Source organism: Stenotrophomonas sp. CC22-02 (assembly GCF_004365115.1).
Classification (GTDB): Bacteria; Pseudomonadota; Gammaproteobacteria; order Xanthomonadales; family Xanthomonadaceae; genus Stenotrophomonas; species Stenotrophomonas forensis.
The window spans coordinates 2,750,099-2,766,002 of the sequence record NZ_SOCO01000001.1; the positions used below are offsets into that span (position 1 = coordinate 2,750,099).

Sequence of the window (15,904 nt, forward strand, 5' to 3'; positions counted from 1 at the left end):
TCAGGCCGGGCGCAGGCCCAGCGCCGGCATCAGGCGGAAATCCGCCGTGTCATCGTCACGTCGTCGCGGCAGGGCCTGGATCGCCGCCAGCATCTCCTGCGCGCAGGCGCGGATGCGTGCGTGGTGTTCCGGTGATGCATGGCTGATCAGGCTGCCGACATGGAACTCGAACACGTCCTCCAGTACGTCGGGCTGGTCCTCGTGCAGCATCTGCAACAGGCCGCGCAGCTTGCAGATTTCCGATTCCAGCTCTTCGACCGCGAACAACATGGCGTCCTCCTCTTCAACATCCGGCGGCACGTCCGGGCCGCAGCAGGCCGCAACGGCGGCGCCACCCGGGCCACGCGCGATGTTGATCACGGAAAGGAAAACGGGCGACGCGGCTATCGCGTGCTCCCCTCTTGTCGCACAACCACAGTGAGGCAACCGTTAATTCACGTGACGGTCTGCTTCACACGCTTGCGCTTGCAGCGGCAGTGCGAGGCGCTCGGGCTGCGCTGCCCAGCGCCTCGATGAAGGCAGGTTCCAGCGCGAGCGAACCGAACCAGCCATGCTGCGTGCCGCTCAGCACGCGCAGCATGTGGCTGCGACCGCCAGGCAGGCGCCCCATCGGGCCGAGCAGCACATCACGCGCCTTCGCCCAGGCATCGCGGTCGGACTGGAACAACGGCGTCAGCCATCGGCTCCAACGCTGGTACACCGCCACGTGCGCGCGCCGCTGCGCCTGGTAGGCCTGCAGCGCGGCCGTGCCACTACCATGGATGCGCACCGCATCGCGCAGCGCCAGCGCATCGAGCAGCGCCATGTTCACGCCCTGCCCCAGCTGCGGACTCATCGCGTGTGCGGCATCACCGGCCAGCACCAAGCGCCCCTGATGCCAGCGCGACATCACCGCATCGCGATAGACCGCGCGCGCCAGTTGGCCGGCATCACGCAGGTGGGTGAAGCGCGCAGCGGCCTGCGGCCACAGCGTGTGCAGTTCCTCCAGCCAGGACGGCATGCCCTCGTTCTGCCAGCGCTCGAAATCGGTACACGGCAGGCTCCAGAAGAAGCTCAGGCGCGGCGTGTCGTCACCCGGACAGGTGCCCACCGGCAGCAGACCGATCATCTTGCGCGCGGCCACGTAGCGCTGGCGCAATTCCTGTACGTGTGGCCAGTCTTCGGCCGGCAGCAGGCACCACAGCGCGCCCCACGGATACACGCGATCCAGCCCGGCACCCGTGCCAATGGTGCCGCGCAGCGACGACGCTGCGCCATCCGCAGCCACCACCAGGTCGAACGGGCCATGCGTGCGGCCTTCGCCGTCGCGCAGGCGGCCCTGTTCGGAATCCACTCCGGTAATCGTGATGCCGGCATGCAATTGCCCTGCGCCGTCCCGCGCTTCATCCAGCAACGAGAACAACGCGCCGCGCTGCATGCCCAGCCCATGCAGGCGCGCGTCCAGGCCGTCGTAGCGCATGTCCATCACAGCGCGCTCGCACGGCGTATCGCCGTACAGGCGGTGCACCGGTGCAGCATGCGCGCGCACGGCGTCGAGCAGGCCCATCTGCCACAGCACCTGCAGGCCACTGGGCTGCAGCAGGAAGCCTGCGCCGACCGGCCCCGGCGTGGGCACGCGCTCGAAAATGTCCACCTCATGACCATCACGGGTGAGCAGGATGGACAAGGCCTGTCCAGCGGTGCCGTAGCCAATCACGGCGATGCGCAGTCGTTCCTTCATGCCTGCATTGTGCCCGAGGCCGGCAGATGACGACCGGAATGCGGACAGCTGCGCAAAAAAAACCCCGCCGGAGCGGGGTTTTCAACGCACTGTCGAGTGGATCACTCGGCCGGCGTGATGTTCGAAGCCTGGGCACCCTTCGGGCCCTGGGTCACGTCATAGGTGACACGCTGGCCTTCCTGCAGGCTGCGGAAGCCCTTGGAGTTGATGGCGGAGAAGTGCGCGAACACGTCGGCGCTGCCATCCTCCGGCGAGATGAAGCCAAATCCCTTGGCGTCGTTGAACCACTTGACGGTACCGTTCGGCATGGTGATGCGAGACCTTATGCAATGAATGGGTGGTGTACGCTGAACCCGCGCACAAGCTGAGTATGCAAAGCTTGCTCGGGGAAGACAATCACCCCCGTGCCAATTCGCCCACCAGTTCCGGAAGTCCGTTGCTGGCCGCCTGCACGTTGGCCAGCACTTCGGCCATCGTAATCTCCTCGCCATCTCCACAGCCGGCGGCCCAGTTGGCGATGATGGCCAGGCAGGCGTAATCCAGCCCCAACTCCCGTGCCAGTGCGGCTTCCGGCATGCCGGTCATGCCCACCAGGTCGCAGCCATCACGGCGCATGCGGGCGATTTCGGCGATGGTTTCCAAACGCGGGCCCTGCGTGGCGCCGTAGCAGCCGCCGTCATGGACCGTGACACCGGTCACTTTCGCGGCGGCCAGGATCTTGCTGCGCAGCATCGGCGTGTACGGATGGCCGAAATCGACGTGGACCACGTCGGTGCCTTCTTCTTCACAGATGGTGCTGATGCGACCCCAGGTGTAGTCGATGATCTGGTCCGGGCAGGCCAGCACGCGCGGACCAAAGTGTTCGGTGATGCCACCGACCGTGTTCAATGCCAGCACCCGCTGCGCGCCCAGCTGCTGCAGCGCCGCCAGGTTGGCGCGGTAGTTGATCTTGTGCGGCGGCAGCGAGTGGCCTTCACCATGCCGCGCCAGGAACGCCACGCGATGGCCGAGCAGCGTCCCCACGCGCACCGGGCCGGACGGACGGCCGAAGCGGGTGTCGACCTCGTGGGTCTGCACGTCGTCGAGCTTGGCCAGGTTGTAGACACCGGTACCGCCGATCACGGCCAGGGCGATCTGTTGCATTCGAAGCACTCCATGAAAAGACAAACGCCGGCACCCAAGGATGCCGGCGGCAGAAGAACACGCGCCGCGGGCGGCGGCGTCGTTATTCCTTCATCGCGTAGATGGCCGGCACGCAGCGCAGGGTTTCGTTGACGTCCATGCCGAAGCCGAACACGTAGCGGTCCGGCAGTTCGATGCCGGCGTAGTCGGCGACCACGTCCGGCAGCGCGCGGTCGTGCTTCTTCACTGTCATCGCAGCGATGCGCACGTCGGTCGCGCCCTGCTCCAGGCACCAGGTGCGCACGCCCTGCAGGGTGTAGCCCTCGTCGAGGATGTCGTCGATCAGCAGCACGCGGCGGCCGAACAGCGAGGTGGCCGGCTTGTGCTTCCAGACCAGGTCGCCGCCGGTGGTTTCACCGCGGTAGCGGGTGGCGTGCAGGTAATCGAACTGCACGTCCTGGCCACGCGCGCCCAGTTCCAGCGCCAGCTGGCCGGCGAACGGCAGCGCGCCGTGCATGATCGACAGGAACAGCGGCACCTCGCCCTTGTAATCGCGCGCAATGGCGTCGGCGATACCAGCGATGGCCTTGTCGATGGTGGGGCGGTCGACCAGCAGGTCAGCCTGGGCCAGGGCCTGGGAAATGGTGAGGTTGGGCATCAGACGGTTCTTCCAAGGGTTTCAAGCAGACGGGATTGGGTGTCGCCATGGCGGGCATCGGCCAGCAGGCCGTCCCAGCCGAGCGCGCCGCGGCCAAGCAGCCCCAGCAGCGCAGCAGTATTGAGGGTGCGTCCCTGCACGGCGTGCAGGGCTTCATCGACCAGTTCCGGGTGGCAGACCAGCACCACATCGCAACCGGCGTCCAGGTGTGCATGCACGCGCGCCGGCACGCCGCCGGCGCTGTGCGAGGCGGCCATGCCGATGTCGTCGGAGAACACCACGCCACGGAAGCCGAGCTCGCCGCGCAGGATGTCCTGGATCCAGCGCGGCGAATAGCCGGCCGGTTCCGGTGCCACCTGCGGATAGATCACGTGCGCCATCATCACCGCGTCGGCACCGGCGGCGATGCCGGCCTGGAACGGCACCCGGTCCTGCGCACGCAGCTCGTCCAGCGCGCGCGGGTCGATCGCGGTGTCCACGTGGGTGTCTTCCAGCACCGTGCCGTGGCCAGGGAAATGCTTGAGCGTGGCCGCCATGCCAACGGCGTGCATGCCACGCACGTAGGCGGCGGTGAACGCGGCCACCACCTGCGGGTCTTCACTGAAGGCGCGGTTGCCGATGGCGCGGTTGCCACGGCCGAGGTCGACCACCGGCGCGAAGCTCAGGTCCACACCGCTGGCGCGGACCTCGCTGGCCATCAGCCAGGCGTGCTGCTCGGCCAGCGCCAGCGCCCGCTGCGGATCGGTCGCGTACAGCGCGCCGATCTCCTGCAGCGGCGGCAGATCGCTGTAGCCTTCACGGAAACGCTGCACGCGGCCGCCTTCCTGGTCCACGCAGATCAGCTGTGGGCGCGGGGCGGCGGCGCGGATCGCCGCGCTCAGATCGGTCACCTGCTGGCGCGAGGCGAAGTTGCGCTTGAACAGCACCACCCCGGCCACGGCATCGTGCTGCAGCCAGTCACGTTCCTGGGCGGTCAGTTCGGTGCCGGCAACGCCGATCAGCAGCATGGTCGATCTCCACAACGCGCGCCCGCATGGCGCAGTGCCGCATTGTCGCAGAACCGGCCGACAGGCGCAGTGGTCGCGAAAAGGGGACGGAGGGGATTAAGTCGTTTCCAGCTCGTGAGGGCCGATTGCGGCTTAATCCCCTCCGTCCCCTTTTTCGGGGCTGATCAGACCTTGCAGCCGTCCGGGCCGCAGGCCTCGTCGCCCTCCGCCGGGGACACGGATGCGCCCTGCTCGGCCGCGATCTGGCGCAGCGCGTTGGCGAACGCCTCGGGCGGCTGTGCGCCTGAAATGGCCCAACGGCCGTCGATGACGAAGGTCGGCACCGAGGAAATGCCCAGTGCATGGGCTTCCTGCAGCTTTGCCTCGACCTCCGCCAGGCCGCGGTCGGAGGCCAGCATCTGGGTGATCTCGCCCGCGTCGAGGCCACCGGCTACGCCAGCCTTGACCAGTACCGAGCTGTCGGCCAGGTTCTGGCCCAGCTCGAAATGGGCGCGGAACAACGCCTCGCCCACCGCGTCCTGCACCCCATGCTGGCCGGCCAGCCACAGCACCCGGTGGGCCGGCAGCGTGGTCACCCGCACCTGGCCCTGGCTGAAGTCCATCGGCAGGCCTTCGGCACGCGCGGTGGTCTGGGTCTGGTTGAGGATCTGCTCGGTGCGCTCGACACCGCCGAACTTGCGCACATAGGCCTCGCGCAGCGGCACCGGCTTCGCATCCGCGTCCGGGTCCAGCTGGAACGGCTGCCAATGGATGTCGAGTTCAGGCGCATCGGCGCCCAGCAACTGCACGCCCTGCTGGAAACGATGCTTGCCGATCCAGCACCAGGGGCAGACCACGTCGGAGTAGATGTCGATTCTCATCCCCACCACATGGGGGCCACGGCCTTCGAAAAAAGGGGACGGAGGGGATTAAGTCGCTTTCCGCACAGGCGGGGTAAAGACGACTTAATCCCCTCCGTCCCCTTTTTGGGGGTTCACCACTGTGAATAGGGGTGACTGGCGAGGGCGACGTTGTAGTAGCGGGCGTCGTCGGTCACTTCGGCACCCACCCAGTCCGGCAGGTCGATGACCTGGTCGGCGCTGTCCAGCTCGACCTCGGCCACGACCAGGCCGGCGTTGTCGCCGAGGAACTCGTCCACTTCCCAGGTCAGCCCGGCGTGGTCCACCAGATGGCGACGCTTGTCGATCAGCCCGCCTACGCACAGTGCAAGCAGCGCGCGCGCGTCTTCCACCGGGATCGGGTAGTCGAACTCCTGCCGGGTATGCCCGATGGTGCGCGACTTCAGGTTCAGCGCGGCGTGGTCGCCCTCGATACGCACGCGCACCGAAGCGTTCTGGGTGCCGCGGTCGAGCGCGCCCATGTCGTTGATGTAGCCCTGCGCCATCGGGATCACCCGGTGCGCGGCGGTGCGCCAGCCATCGCTGCTGACGAGGAATTTGCGTTCGATTTCGATGCCCATCGCGCCATTATGCGCGATGGGCATGACAGCCCGTCAGCGCTTCTCGAACACCGCAATGCTTTCCACGTGTGCGGTGTGCGGGAACATGTCCATGGCACCGGCGCTGACCAGGGTGAAGCCCTGTTCGTTGACCAGATAGCCGGCATCGCGCGCCAGCGAGCCCGGGTGGCAGCTGACGTAGACGATGCGCTTGAACTGCTTCAGCGGCAGCTGCTGCAGCACTTCGATCGCACCCGAGCGCGGCGGGTCGAGCAGCAGCTTGTCGAAGCCTTGGCGCATCCACGCGGTGCTGCGCTGGTCCTGGGTCAGGTCGGCACTGAAGAACTGCGCGTTGGCCAGGCCGTTGCGCTCGGCATTCTCGCGGGCACGCGCGACCAGGCCGGCATCGCCTTCCACGCCGACCACTTCGCGCACGCGACGGGCCAGTGGCAGGGTGAAGTTGCCCAGGCCGCAGAACAGGTCCAGCACGCGCTCGTCCTCACCCGGTTCCAGCAGGTCCAGGGCGTGGGCGATCATCTTCTCGTTGAGCTTGGCATTGACCTGGATGAAGTCCAGCGGGCGGAATGCCAGCTCGACATCCCACGGTGCCAGCCGGAACGACAGCGGCACGCCCTGCCCGTCCAGCGGCTGCACGGTGTCCACGCCGCCGGACTGCAGGTAGATCACGAAGCCATGCTGCTGGCCGAAGGCGGCCCAGGCGGCGCGGTCGGCATCGCTGAGCGGCTGCAGGTGCCGCACGGTCAGCACCACGGCCTGGTCGCCAGCGATGAATTCGATCTGCGGGATGTCACGCTTGCCATCGAGCGATTCGATGAAGGTGGACAGGGCCTCGACCTTGGTGCCGATCTCCGGAATCACGGTCAGGCACTGGCTGAGGTCGGCCACGAACCGCGGGTCCTGTTCACGGAAACCCACCAGGGTCTTGTCCTTCTTCTCGACCCGGCGCACCGAGAAGCGGCCCTTGCGGCGGTAGCCCCAGCTCTCGCCGACCAGCGGCGCCAGCACGCTGCCCGGCTTCACATGGCCGATGCGCTCCAGGTTGTCCATCAGCACGCGCTGCTTGGCGACGATCTGCTGGTCTTCGTCCAGATGCTGCAGCACGCAGCCGGCGCAGGTGCCGAAGTGCGGGCATTTGGGGGTGACACGCTGCGGCGAGGCCTGCAGCACCTGTACCGTGCGCGCCTCGTCGAAATGGCGGCTGCGGGCGGTCTGTTCCGCCATCACCACCTCGCCCGGCAAGGCGCCGCTGATGAAGGTGACCTTGCCGCCCTCGCCTTCACGGCGGGCGACGCCGCGACCATCATGGCTGAGGTCGAGGATTTCGGTCTGGAACGGGGTACGGTCGATGCGGGAGCGGGATCGGGCCACGTGGCGACAGGCTGCGGGCAAAAATGGGGGCGTATTGTCGCAGATCCTGACCGGCAGGGCCCGGCCCCGCTTGCGCCCGTCGCCGTCGTGCTTGATGATTGGCCCAGCTGACATGGAGGCAGCCCTGATGCAGATGACCCCGCGGACCAGCCGGCCCCGCTTCCTGCTTGTCGAGGACGACATCATCAGCCGCGGTTTTTTCAAGGCGGCGTTGGAAACGTTACCAGCGGATGTGGACACCGCAGACTCACTGGCCAGCGCCCTTGCCAGCGCCGAGCCCGGCGCGCATGACCTGTGGCTGATCGACGTCAATCTGCCCGACGGCAACGGTGCGCAGCTGCTGCGCGAACTGCGCCGTTCACACCCCGATACGCCGGCGCTGGCGCATACCGCCGACGGCGACACCTCCATTCACGCCCGGCTGCGCGAGGCCGGTTTCAGCGACACCCTGGTCAAACCGCTGGGCCGCGACCAGCTGCTGAAGGCGGTGCGTCGGGCCCTGGTGAACAGCCCGGCGGGAATCTTCGTGGCCCAGGCCCCGGCAGCGGTCGAGCTGCAGGTGCAGGACTGGGACGAGACCGCGGCACTGGCCGCACTCAATGGCCAGCGCAACCACCTGATCGCGCTGCGAGAACTGTTCCTGGCGGAGTTGCCCGGCGTGCGCGACGCGGTCGAGCAGGCGGTGCACCAGCATGACGAGCGGCAACTGCGCAGCCAGTTGCACCGGTTGCAGGCGAGTTGCGGCTTCGTGGGTGCGGCACGGCTGGGCCGGGCGGTGCGCCAGCTGCATCACGCGCCGGAGTCTGGGCAGGCCCAGGACGGGTTCCGTGCGGCGGTGGCTGCCCTGCTGCACTGAGGGGTGTTCGGCAGGCTGCGCCCTGCACCTGCCGAAGCTAACGTCAAATTCAACATCAAGAGCGGGCATCCCGTGAGATGGCGGGGCGGTGTCGGAGTGCGGGGACGCCGTGCCCCCCCTCCGGGGTCCGGCCCAGCCGCTGGCGGCTGTGCGTTCGGGCGCTTGCGAAGCGGTGCTTCGCAAGCAAAGCGCCCTCACCCTTGGGGGCTTGGCAGCCGCATCCATGCGGCTGACACCCCGCACTCCGACACCGCCCCACCTCTGACAGATTCCGGCGGCTGTGGGTGGGTGTCGACCTTGGTCGACACACGGTAGACCCACGCCATGCGTGGATGCTTTTCGATTCCAATTCGAAATATTCGATTCCGATGGAAATTCATCCACGCATGGCGTGGATCTACTGCAGATTGCGGAAATCTGTCGAAGGCGGGGTGGGTCCGGTTGCGGGAGTGTCCGCGGCATGGATGCCGCGGCCAAGCCCCCATGGATGGGTTTACGGCGTCTCCCGCAACCGGACCCACCCTGCCTACCCACGGATAGCCAGCTTTTGCAGTTGACGTTGACGTTGATTCGGCGGGTGCAGGGCTGCAAGCCCTGCCGAACACCCCTCAACGCCTGGGGGCGAGCTGCTCGAGCAGTTCCCAGGACTTCAGCCCACGTGGCCCCAGGTGATGGGCCAGCACCCGCCGCATCGGCAGGCGCAGGCTGGCCAGGTCGGCCGCATCGGGCTCTTCATCCGACGCCAGCGCCAGCAGCGCCGAGCCCGTGGCTGCCGCCTGGCGCTCGCCGCCACGCTCACTCAGCAGTCGTTGCGGCCCTTCCTGCGGGTCCAACGCATAGCGTGCAGCCGGGTCGACCGGCTGGCCGTCGCTGGCGCTGTCCAGTTCGAAACCCAGGCCCAGCGCGGACAGCAGTTCGCGTTCGAAACGACGCAGGGTCCAGGCCAGGCCGGCACCGACCGCCAGCCGCGCGCGCGCCTCACCGTAGGCGAGGTACAGCTCCGGCAACGGGTCCTGGCGAGGGGCCAGGCGCAGGGTCAGTTCACTCAGGTAGAAGCCGGCCAGCATCGCCTGGCCGACCAATCGCGGCGCGGCATCCAGCGCCTCGGCAGCGCGCAGTTGCGCCAGCTCGCCGCGCTGCTGGGCACTGAAACGGATCCACTGCAACGGCTGCAGGGCGGCGCGCAGCACCTGCCCCTTCGCCGTTGAAACACCGCGCGCGAGCAGGCCGATGCGGCCATGCTGCGCGCTCAATACCTCGACCAGCAGGCTGGTCTCGCGATAGGCCCGTGCATGCAGCACGAAGCCGGTGTCGTCCTCGATCATCATCGAAGCGACCGGTTCGGCTTACTCGTAGCCGAAGGCCTTCAGCGCGGCCTCGTCATCGGACCAGCCTTCACGCACGCGCACCCAGGTTTCCAGGAACACCTTGGCCCCGAACAGGCGCTCCATCTGTAGGCGGGACTTGGCACCGATCTCCTTCAGGCGCGCACCGCCCTTGCCGATCACGATGGCCTTCTGGCCTTCGCGCTCGACCCAGATCACCGCACCGATGCGCAGCAGGTTGCCGTCTTCGGTGAAGCGCTCGATCTCCACCGTGGTGGCGTACGGCAGTTCTTCGCCGAGCTGGCGCATCAGCTGCTCGCGCACCAGTTCGCCAGCCAGGAAACGCTGGCTGCGATCGGTGATCTCGTCCTCGCCGAACATCGGCGGGGCTTCCGGCAGCAGCTTCAGCACGTCGCGCACCAGCGCTTCCAGGCCATTGCGCTTCTGCGCGGAGATCGGGTGCACGGCGGCGAAATCGCGGCCTTCGGTCACCTGCTGCAGGAACGGCAGCAGCGCGCCCTTTTCCTTCAGGCGATCGATCTTGTTGACCACCAGCACCACCGGGATGCCGGCATCACGCAGCACGTTGAATGCCAGGCTGTCTTCTTCGTCCCAGCGGCCGGCTTCGATCACCAGCAGGCCGGCGTCGACGCCTTCCAGCGAGCCACGCGCGGCGCGGTTCATCACCCGGTTCATCGCCCGCTTCTGCACCTTGTGCAGGCCGGGGGTGTCGACCAGCACCAGCTGGCCTTCCGGATACGTGGCGATGCCCAGCAGGCGATGGCGCGTGGTCTGCGGGCGGTTGGAGACGATGCTGACCTTGGCGCCGACCAGGGCATTGGTCAGGGTCGACTTGCCCACGTTCGGGCGGCCGATGACGGCCACGCTGCCGCAATGATGGGGAGTTTGTTCGCTCACTTGGAATCCAGTTGTTCTAGGACGGCCGCAGCCGCCTGTTGTTCGGCAAGCCGCCGCGAGGCGCCTTCGCCCTCGGTGCTGACGGCCGGGTCAGCTACGTTGCAGCGTACCCGGAAGTGTTTGGCGTGGTCGTCACCGGATTCTGACACCAGTTCGTACTGCGGCAACGCCTTCTGTCGGGCCTGCAGCCATTCCTGCAGGCGGGTCTTGGGGTCCTTCTCGGGCCGGCCGGAGGCCGGCAGTGCCTCGATCGACGCGCTGAACCAGGGCAGTACCACCGCCCGGCAGGCCTCGAAGCCGGCATCCAGGTAGATCGCGGCCACCACGGCTTCCACCGCGTCGGCCAGAATCGAGTCGCGGCGATGACCGCCGGACTTCATTTCGCCAGGGCCCAGCGTCAGGCGCTCGCCCAGCTCCAGGCTGCGCCCGATCACCGCCAGCGCGCCTTCACGCACCAGCTCAGCGCGGGCACGGGTCATCGCGCCTTCGTCGGCCTTGGGCCAGCGCCGGTACAACGCCTCGGCCGCCATCATGTTGACGATGCTGTCGCCGAGGAACTCCAGGCGCTCGTTGTGCGGCGCACCCGCACTGCGATGGGTCAGCGCCTGCTTGAGCAGGGCCGCATCGCGGAAGGGATGACCGATCAGGTCGCCACGTTGGATGAATTTACTGGGCACCGCTTCGTGTCAGGTCCTGGGAAGAATCAAAATTGCCAACCACATCGAGGTTGCCGATCAGCGGACGACGTACTTCGTAGTTGACCTTGAGGGTCCAGCCATTGTCGCGACGATCGAACTTCACATTGGCCGGCTTCACGTTGTCCGAGTAGTTGATGTACAGGCGCTTGAAGAACAGGTCCTGGATGCGGGCCGGTTCCATGTTGCCCACGCCCGGCTCGTTGGCCAGGCTCTTCATCGCCGAGCGCACCGCGTAGTACTCCTGGTACATCGGGAACAGCTTCATGCCGATGTAGAGGAAGAAGCCAACCACGATCAGGACCGTCAGGAACGAGGTCAAGGTCATGCCGCGCTGCGTGTTCATCGTCTTCATTGCGTTCTCCCCAGATACGCGTTGGATGTGAAAATACTCAGGTGATGCCCGATCAGTTGATGCTCGAGCCGATCCGCGACGGCTCGAAGCCATCCTTGCAGAACCAGCCCTGGCAGTTCAGCCAGATCAGGAAGGCCTTGCCGCGCAGGTTTTCCTCCGGCAGCAGGCCCCAGAATCGGCCATCGTCGCTGTTGTCACGGTTGTCGCCCATCACCAGGTACTTGCCGGCCGGCACGGTCCACTGGCCCTGGCCGCGCGGATAGTCGGTCTCCAGCACGGTGTGGGTGCGGCCCGGCAGGTGCTCGACCAGCAGGTTGGCGCCCTCGCCCTGGCCCTTGTGGCCGGCATAGATGCCCTTGTTGTCGTACTTCAGCGGCTCGCCATTGAGGATCACGCCGTCACCTTCGAAGACGATGGTGTCACCCGGCACGCCGATCACGCGCTTGATGAAGTTCTCGCCCTTGGCCGGGTCGTTGTCGCTGTGGCCGGGGAAGTGGAACACCACCACGTCGCCGCGCGACGGCTCGCCGAACGGCACGATCTTGGTGTTGCTGATCGGCAGGCGCAGGCCGTAGGAGAACTTGTTGACCAGGATGAAGTCGCCGATCAGCAGGTTCGGCATCATCGAGCTGGACGGGATCTTGTACGGCTCGGCGATGAAGCTGCGCACGATCAGCACGATCGCCAGCACCGGGAAGAACGCACGCGAGTAGTCCACCAGCACCGGCTCGGAATCGAGCAGGCCCGCACGCTGGGCGCGGCGCTTGGCGAGGTACAGCTTGTCCGCGAGCAGGATCAGGCCCGAGGCCAGGGTCAGCACGACCAGGAGGATCTCAAACAGTTTCATTCAGGGTCCTTTGCAACGTCACCAGACGACCGGCCCGCAGGGGCCGGTGCGGGCTTACTTGTTGTCCATCTGCAGCACGGCCAGGAACGCTTCCTGCGGGATTTCCACGCGGCCGACCTGCTTCATGCGCTTCTTGCCTTCCTTCTGCTTTTCCAGAAGCTTCTTCTTGCGCGAAACGTCGCCACCATAGCACTTGGCCAGCACGTTCTTGCGCATGGCCTTGACCGTGGTACGGGCGATGATCTGCGAGCCGACCGCGGCCTGGATGGCCACGTCGAACATCTGGCGCGGGATCAGGTCCTTCATCTTCTCGCACAGCTCGCGGCCACGGCGATCGGCATGGCTGCGGTGCACGATCAGCGACAACGCATCGACCTTGTCGCCGTTGATCAGCACGTCCACACGCACGAACGGACCGGCGTCGAAACGCACGAAGTGGTAGTCCAGCGAGGCATAGCCACGGCTGACCGACTTCAACTTGTCGAAGAAGTCCAGCACCACTTCGGCCATCGGCAGCTCGTAGCTGATCTGCACCTGGCTGCCCAGGTAGTTGATGCCGATCTGGCTGCCGCGCTTTTCCTCGCACAGCTTGATGATGTTGCCGATGTACTCTTCGGGGGTGAGCACGTTGGCACGGATGATCGGCTCGCGGATCTCCTCGACCTGGTTCACCGGCGGCAGCTTGGCCGGGTTGTCCATGTTGATGATCGAGCCATCGGTCTTCAGCACCTCATACACCACCGTCGGCGCGGTGCTGATCAGGTCCAGGTTGTATTCACGCTCCAGGCGCTCCTGCACGATCTCCATGTGCAGCATGCCGAGGAAGCCGCAGCGGAAGCCGAAGCCCATCGCCTCGGAGCTTTCCGGCTCGAAACGCAGCGCGGCATCGTTCAGGCGCAGCTTGTCCAGCGCTTCGCGCAGGTCCGGGTAATCCTCGGCATCGACCGGGAACAGGCCGGCGAACACGCGTGGCTGCATTTCCTGGAAGCCCGGCAGCGGCTTCGGTGCCGGGTCGCCGGCCAGGGTCAGGGTGTCGCCGACCGGCGCGCCGTGCACGTCCTTGATGCTGGCGGTGACCCAGCCCACTTCACCGGCACGCAGCGCCGGCAGCACCTTGCGCTTCGGCGTGAACACGCCGACGTTGTCGACCTGGTGGTTGCGGCCGGTGGACATCACCTGCAGCTTGTCGCCGGGCTTGATCTCGCCCTGCATCACGCGCACCAGCGAGACCACGCCCAGGTAGTTGTCGAACCACGAGTCGATGATCAGCGCCTGCAGCTTCTCGGTGTCGCGCGGCGTAGGCGGCGGAATGCGGTGCACGATCGCTTCCAGCACGTCCTGCACGTTCAGGCCGGTCTTGGCGCTGACCGGCACGGCGTCGGAGGCGTCGATGCCGATCACGGCCTCGATTTCGGCCTTGGCGCGTTCGATGTCGGCGGTGGGCAGGTCGATCTTGTTGATCACCGGCACCACTTCCAGGCCCTGCTCCACCGCGGTGTAGCAGTTGGCCACCGACTGCGCTTCCACGCCCTGGGCGGCATCGACGACCAGCAGCGCGCCCTCGCAGGCCGCCAGCGAGCGGCTGACTTCATAGGAGAAGTCGACGTGGCCCGGGGTATCGATGAAGTTCAGGTGGTAGGTCTGCCCGTCCTTGGCCAGGTACGGCAGCGACACCGACTGCGCCTTGATCGTGATGCCACGCTCGCGCTCGATCGGGTTGGAGTCGAGCACCTGCGCTTCCATCTCACGGGCCTGCAGGCCACCGCAGAGCTGGATGATGCGGTCGGCCAGCGTGGACTTGCCGTGGTCGACATGGGCAATGATGGAGAAGTTGCGGATGTTCCGCATCGAATCAGAAGACATAGGTGGCGGCGGCGCGCGGCGTCGTCAGGGTAACGGTCGATTATCGCATGCCCGGCGCCTCGCCGCGAAAACCGCCTCGTCGGGCCGGCCCGGAACGGCCGAAGCCCCGCCGGGGCGGGGCTTCGGGGTAGATGGCCGCCGCCGCAGCAGCGGCCCTGGCAGGCCTTACTGGCCGGCCTTCACCGCCACGAACGCGCTGTTGCCGTTGCCGGTACGCACCAGCAGCATCACCACATCGTCCTTCTTGTAGCTGGACAGCGCGCGGTTGAGGCCCTCCACGCTGCCAACCGGGGTGCGCCCGACCTGCAGGATCACCATGCCCGGAGACAGGCCAGCATCACGCGCCGCCTGGCCCTTGACCCCGGTGATGCGCACGCCCTCGTTGCCGTCCAGGCCGAACTGCTTGCGCTGCGGCGCGGTCAGGTCGCTGACGTCCAGGCCCAGCAGGGCATTGGCCCCGGCCTGCGGCGCCGCATCGGGCTTGGCCGTGGCGGCCGCGCGGGCATTGCCCTGGCCATCTTCACTGAGTGCGGTGAGCGTTGCGCTGAGGTCGCGCGGCTTGCCGTCGCGGATCACGCCGAGGGTGACCCGGCTGCCCGGCGCCATCGCACCGATCAGCGGCGGCAGGTCCGACCAGCTGTTGACCGGACTGCCGTTGACCGAGCGCACCACGTCGCCGATCTGCACGCCGGCCTTCTCGGCGGCACTGCCGGGCACGATCTGGTTGACCAGCGCACCGCGGCTGTCCGGCAGGCCCAGGCCCTGCGCCTTCAGCGAATCGATCGGTTCGACCACCGCACCCAGCTGGCCGCGGGTGACCTTGCCACTCTTCTTGATCTGTTCGACCGCGCTCATCGCCAGGTCGATCGGGATCGCGAAGCTGATGCCCATGTAGCCACCGGAGGCGGAGAAGATCTGCGAGTTGATGCCGACCACTTCACCGCGGGTGTTCAGCAGCGGGCCGCCGGAGTTGCCCTGGTTGATCGCCACATCGGTCTGGATGAACGGCACGTAGCGCTGGTCGGCGCCACCGGTACTGCGGCCCAGCGCACTGACGATGCCCGCGGTGACCGAGTGATCGAGACCGAACGGCGAGCCGATCGCGACAACCCACTGGCCCGGCTTCAGGGTGTTGGAATCCCCCACGCGCACGGTCGGCAGGTTCTTGCCGTCGATCTTCAGCAGGGCCACGTCGTACTGCTGGTCGCTGCCCACCACCTTGGCGTTGAACTCGCGACTGTCACCCAGCTTCACCTTCACCTCGCTGGCATCGGCCACCACGTGGTAGTTGGTCAGCACATAACCGTCAGGCGAGATGATGAAACCCGAGCCCATGCCGCGGCCCTTGATGCTGGGACCGCCATCCTGGCCACCCGGCCCCTGCCCCGGCATCGGGAAGTCCGGGCCGAAGAAGCGGCGGAAGAACTCGGGCATGTCATCGTCGCCGCCCATCGGGCCCCGCGAGGCCTGGCGGTTGTTGCGCACGATGGTGGTGTCGACGTTGACCACGCCCGGCCCGACCTGTTCGACCAGGTGGGTGAAGTCAGGCAGGCCGGTGACCAGCGGCTGCGCGGGCGCCCGCGGCGCCGCGGCCGGCGCGGGCTGGGTCTGCGCCACAGGCGCCGGCGCCTGTGCGCAGGCCATCAAGGGAAGGGTCAGGGCCAACAGGCCGATGGCCTGCGTGCGGAGTCGGGGAGTCATCGGACGGCAA

Annotated in this window: 17 protein-coding genes; 1 reads left to right on the plus strand and 16 read right to left on the minus strand. The window is 67.0% G+C overall.

From position 1 onward, the window contains the following. The 9 genes from N440_RS12710 to rlmD form a co-directional block, all read right to left on the minus strand. Positions 1 to 270 (minus strand): hypothetical protein, encoded by a 270-nt coding sequence (locus N440_RS12710; protein WP_040009460.1) that lies wholly within the window; start codon positions 268 to 270, stop codon positions 1 to 3. A 181-nt stretch (positions 271 to 451) separates the two neighbouring features. Further along, positions 452 to 1,720, minus strand: a complete 1,269-nt coding sequence (locus tag N440_RS12715) for an NAD(P)/FAD-dependent oxidoreductase (protein ID WP_133935296.1) — start codon at positions 1,718 to 1,720, stop codon at positions 452 to 454. A 101-nt stretch (positions 1,721 to 1,821) separates the two neighbouring features. Beyond that, positions 1,822 to 2,028 carry a cold-shock protein gene (locus N440_RS12720; RefSeq protein WP_005410590.1) on the minus strand — a complete coding sequence of 69 codons (207 nt, stop codon included), beginning with the start codon at positions 2,026 to 2,028 and terminating at the stop codon, positions 1,822 to 1,824. An 88-nt stretch (positions 2,029 to 2,116) separates the two neighbouring features. Further along, the gene (locus N440_RS12725) at positions 2,117 to 2,863 is read right to left on the minus strand and encodes an S-methyl-5'-thioinosine phosphorylase (RefSeq protein ID WP_049430529.1); all 747 of its coding nucleotides are present in this window, start codon (positions 2,861 to 2,863) and stop codon (positions 2,117 to 2,119) included. Between the two features lie 82 nt (positions 2,864 to 2,945). Next, on the minus strand, positions 2,946 to 3,500 hold the full coding sequence (locus N440_RS12730; protein WP_006461210.1) for a hypoxanthine-guanine phosphoribosyltransferase: 555 nt from the start codon (positions 3,498 to 3,500) through the stop codon (positions 2,946 to 2,948). Then, the gene (nagZ, locus tag N440_RS12735; RefSeq protein WP_133935297.1) at positions 3,500 to 4,507 is read right to left on the minus strand and encodes a beta-N-acetylhexosaminidase; all 1,008 of its coding nucleotides are present in this window, start codon (positions 4,505 to 4,507) and stop codon (positions 3,500 to 3,502) included. Before nagZ ends, N440_RS12730 begins: the two co-directional genes overlap by 1 nt. Positions 4,508 to 4,671: 164 nt before the next feature. Then, on the minus strand, positions 4,672 to 5,367 hold the full coding sequence (locus tag N440_RS12740; protein WP_133935298.1) for a DsbA family oxidoreductase: 696 nt from the start codon (positions 5,365 to 5,367) through the stop codon (positions 4,672 to 4,674). Between the two features lie 113 nt (positions 5,368 to 5,480). Continuing rightward, on the minus strand, positions 5,481 to 5,966 hold the full coding sequence (locus N440_RS12745) for a CYTH domain-containing protein (protein WP_053451361.1): 486 nt from the start codon (positions 5,964 to 5,966) through the stop codon (positions 5,481 to 5,483). 33 nt (positions 5,967 to 5,999) lie between these two features. Next, positions 6,000 to 7,334, minus strand: coding sequence for a 23S rRNA (uracil(1939)-C(5))-methyltransferase RlmD (gene rlmD / locus N440_RS12750; RefSeq protein WP_133935299.1), 1,335 nt, complete (start codon positions 7,332 to 7,334; stop codon positions 6,000 to 6,002). Positions 7,335 to 7,461: 127 nt separating this feature from the next. Between rlmD and N440_RS12755 the strand changes: the two genes are divergently transcribed. Next, complete coding sequence (locus N440_RS12755; protein ID WP_040009454.1) at positions 7,462 to 8,190, plus strand: response regulator; 729 nt, start codon at positions 7,462 to 7,464, stop codon at positions 8,188 to 8,190. A gap of 608 nt (positions 8,191 to 8,798) precedes the next feature. Here the strand turns inward: N440_RS12755 and recO are convergent. The 7 genes from recO to N440_RS12795 all read right to left on the minus strand — a co-directional run bounded on the left by recO (position 8,799) and on the right by N440_RS12795 (position 15,894). Further along, positions 8,799 to 9,518: a DNA repair protein RecO gene (gene recO / locus N440_RS12765; RefSeq protein WP_133935301.1), complete on the minus strand. Its 720-nt coding sequence runs from the start codon at positions 9,516 to 9,518 to the stop codon at positions 8,799 to 8,801. Positions 9,519 to 9,536: 18 nt separating this feature from the next. Further along, the gene (era, locus tag N440_RS12770; protein ID WP_005410599.1) at positions 9,537 to 10,433 is read right to left on the minus strand and encodes a GTPase Era; all 897 of its coding nucleotides are present in this window, start codon (positions 10,431 to 10,433) and stop codon (positions 9,537 to 9,539) included. Further along, positions 10,430 to 11,110, minus strand: a complete 681-nt coding sequence (rnc, locus tag N440_RS12775) for a ribonuclease III (protein WP_133935302.1) — start codon at positions 11,108 to 11,110, stop codon at positions 10,430 to 10,432. The genes era and rnc overlap by 4 nt, the downstream gene beginning before the upstream one ends. Then, entirely contained in the window at positions 11,100 to 11,483 is a 384-nt protein-coding gene (locus N440_RS12780) for a DUF4845 domain-containing protein (protein ID WP_006462472.1), read from the minus strand. The genes rnc and N440_RS12780 overlap by 11 nt, the downstream gene beginning before the upstream one ends. Positions 11,484 to 11,535: 52 nt before the next feature. Then, positions 11,536 to 12,330, minus strand: coding sequence for a signal peptidase I (lepB, locus tag N440_RS12785; RefSeq protein WP_006462474.1), 795 nt, complete (start codon positions 12,328 to 12,330; stop codon positions 11,536 to 11,538). Between the two features lie 54 nt (positions 12,331 to 12,384). Next, the gene (lepA, locus tag N440_RS12790) at positions 12,385 to 14,178 is read right to left on the minus strand and encodes a translation elongation factor 4 (protein WP_040007303.1); all 1,794 of its coding nucleotides are present in this window, start codon (positions 14,176 to 14,178) and stop codon (positions 12,385 to 12,387) included. A 180-nt stretch (positions 14,179 to 14,358) separates the two neighbouring features. Then, on the minus strand, positions 14,359 to 15,894 hold the full coding sequence (locus N440_RS12795; RefSeq protein ID WP_133935303.1) for a DegQ family serine endoprotease: 1,536 nt from the start codon (positions 15,892 to 15,894) through the stop codon (positions 14,359 to 14,361). Positions 15,895 to 15,904 lie beyond the last annotated feature (10 nt).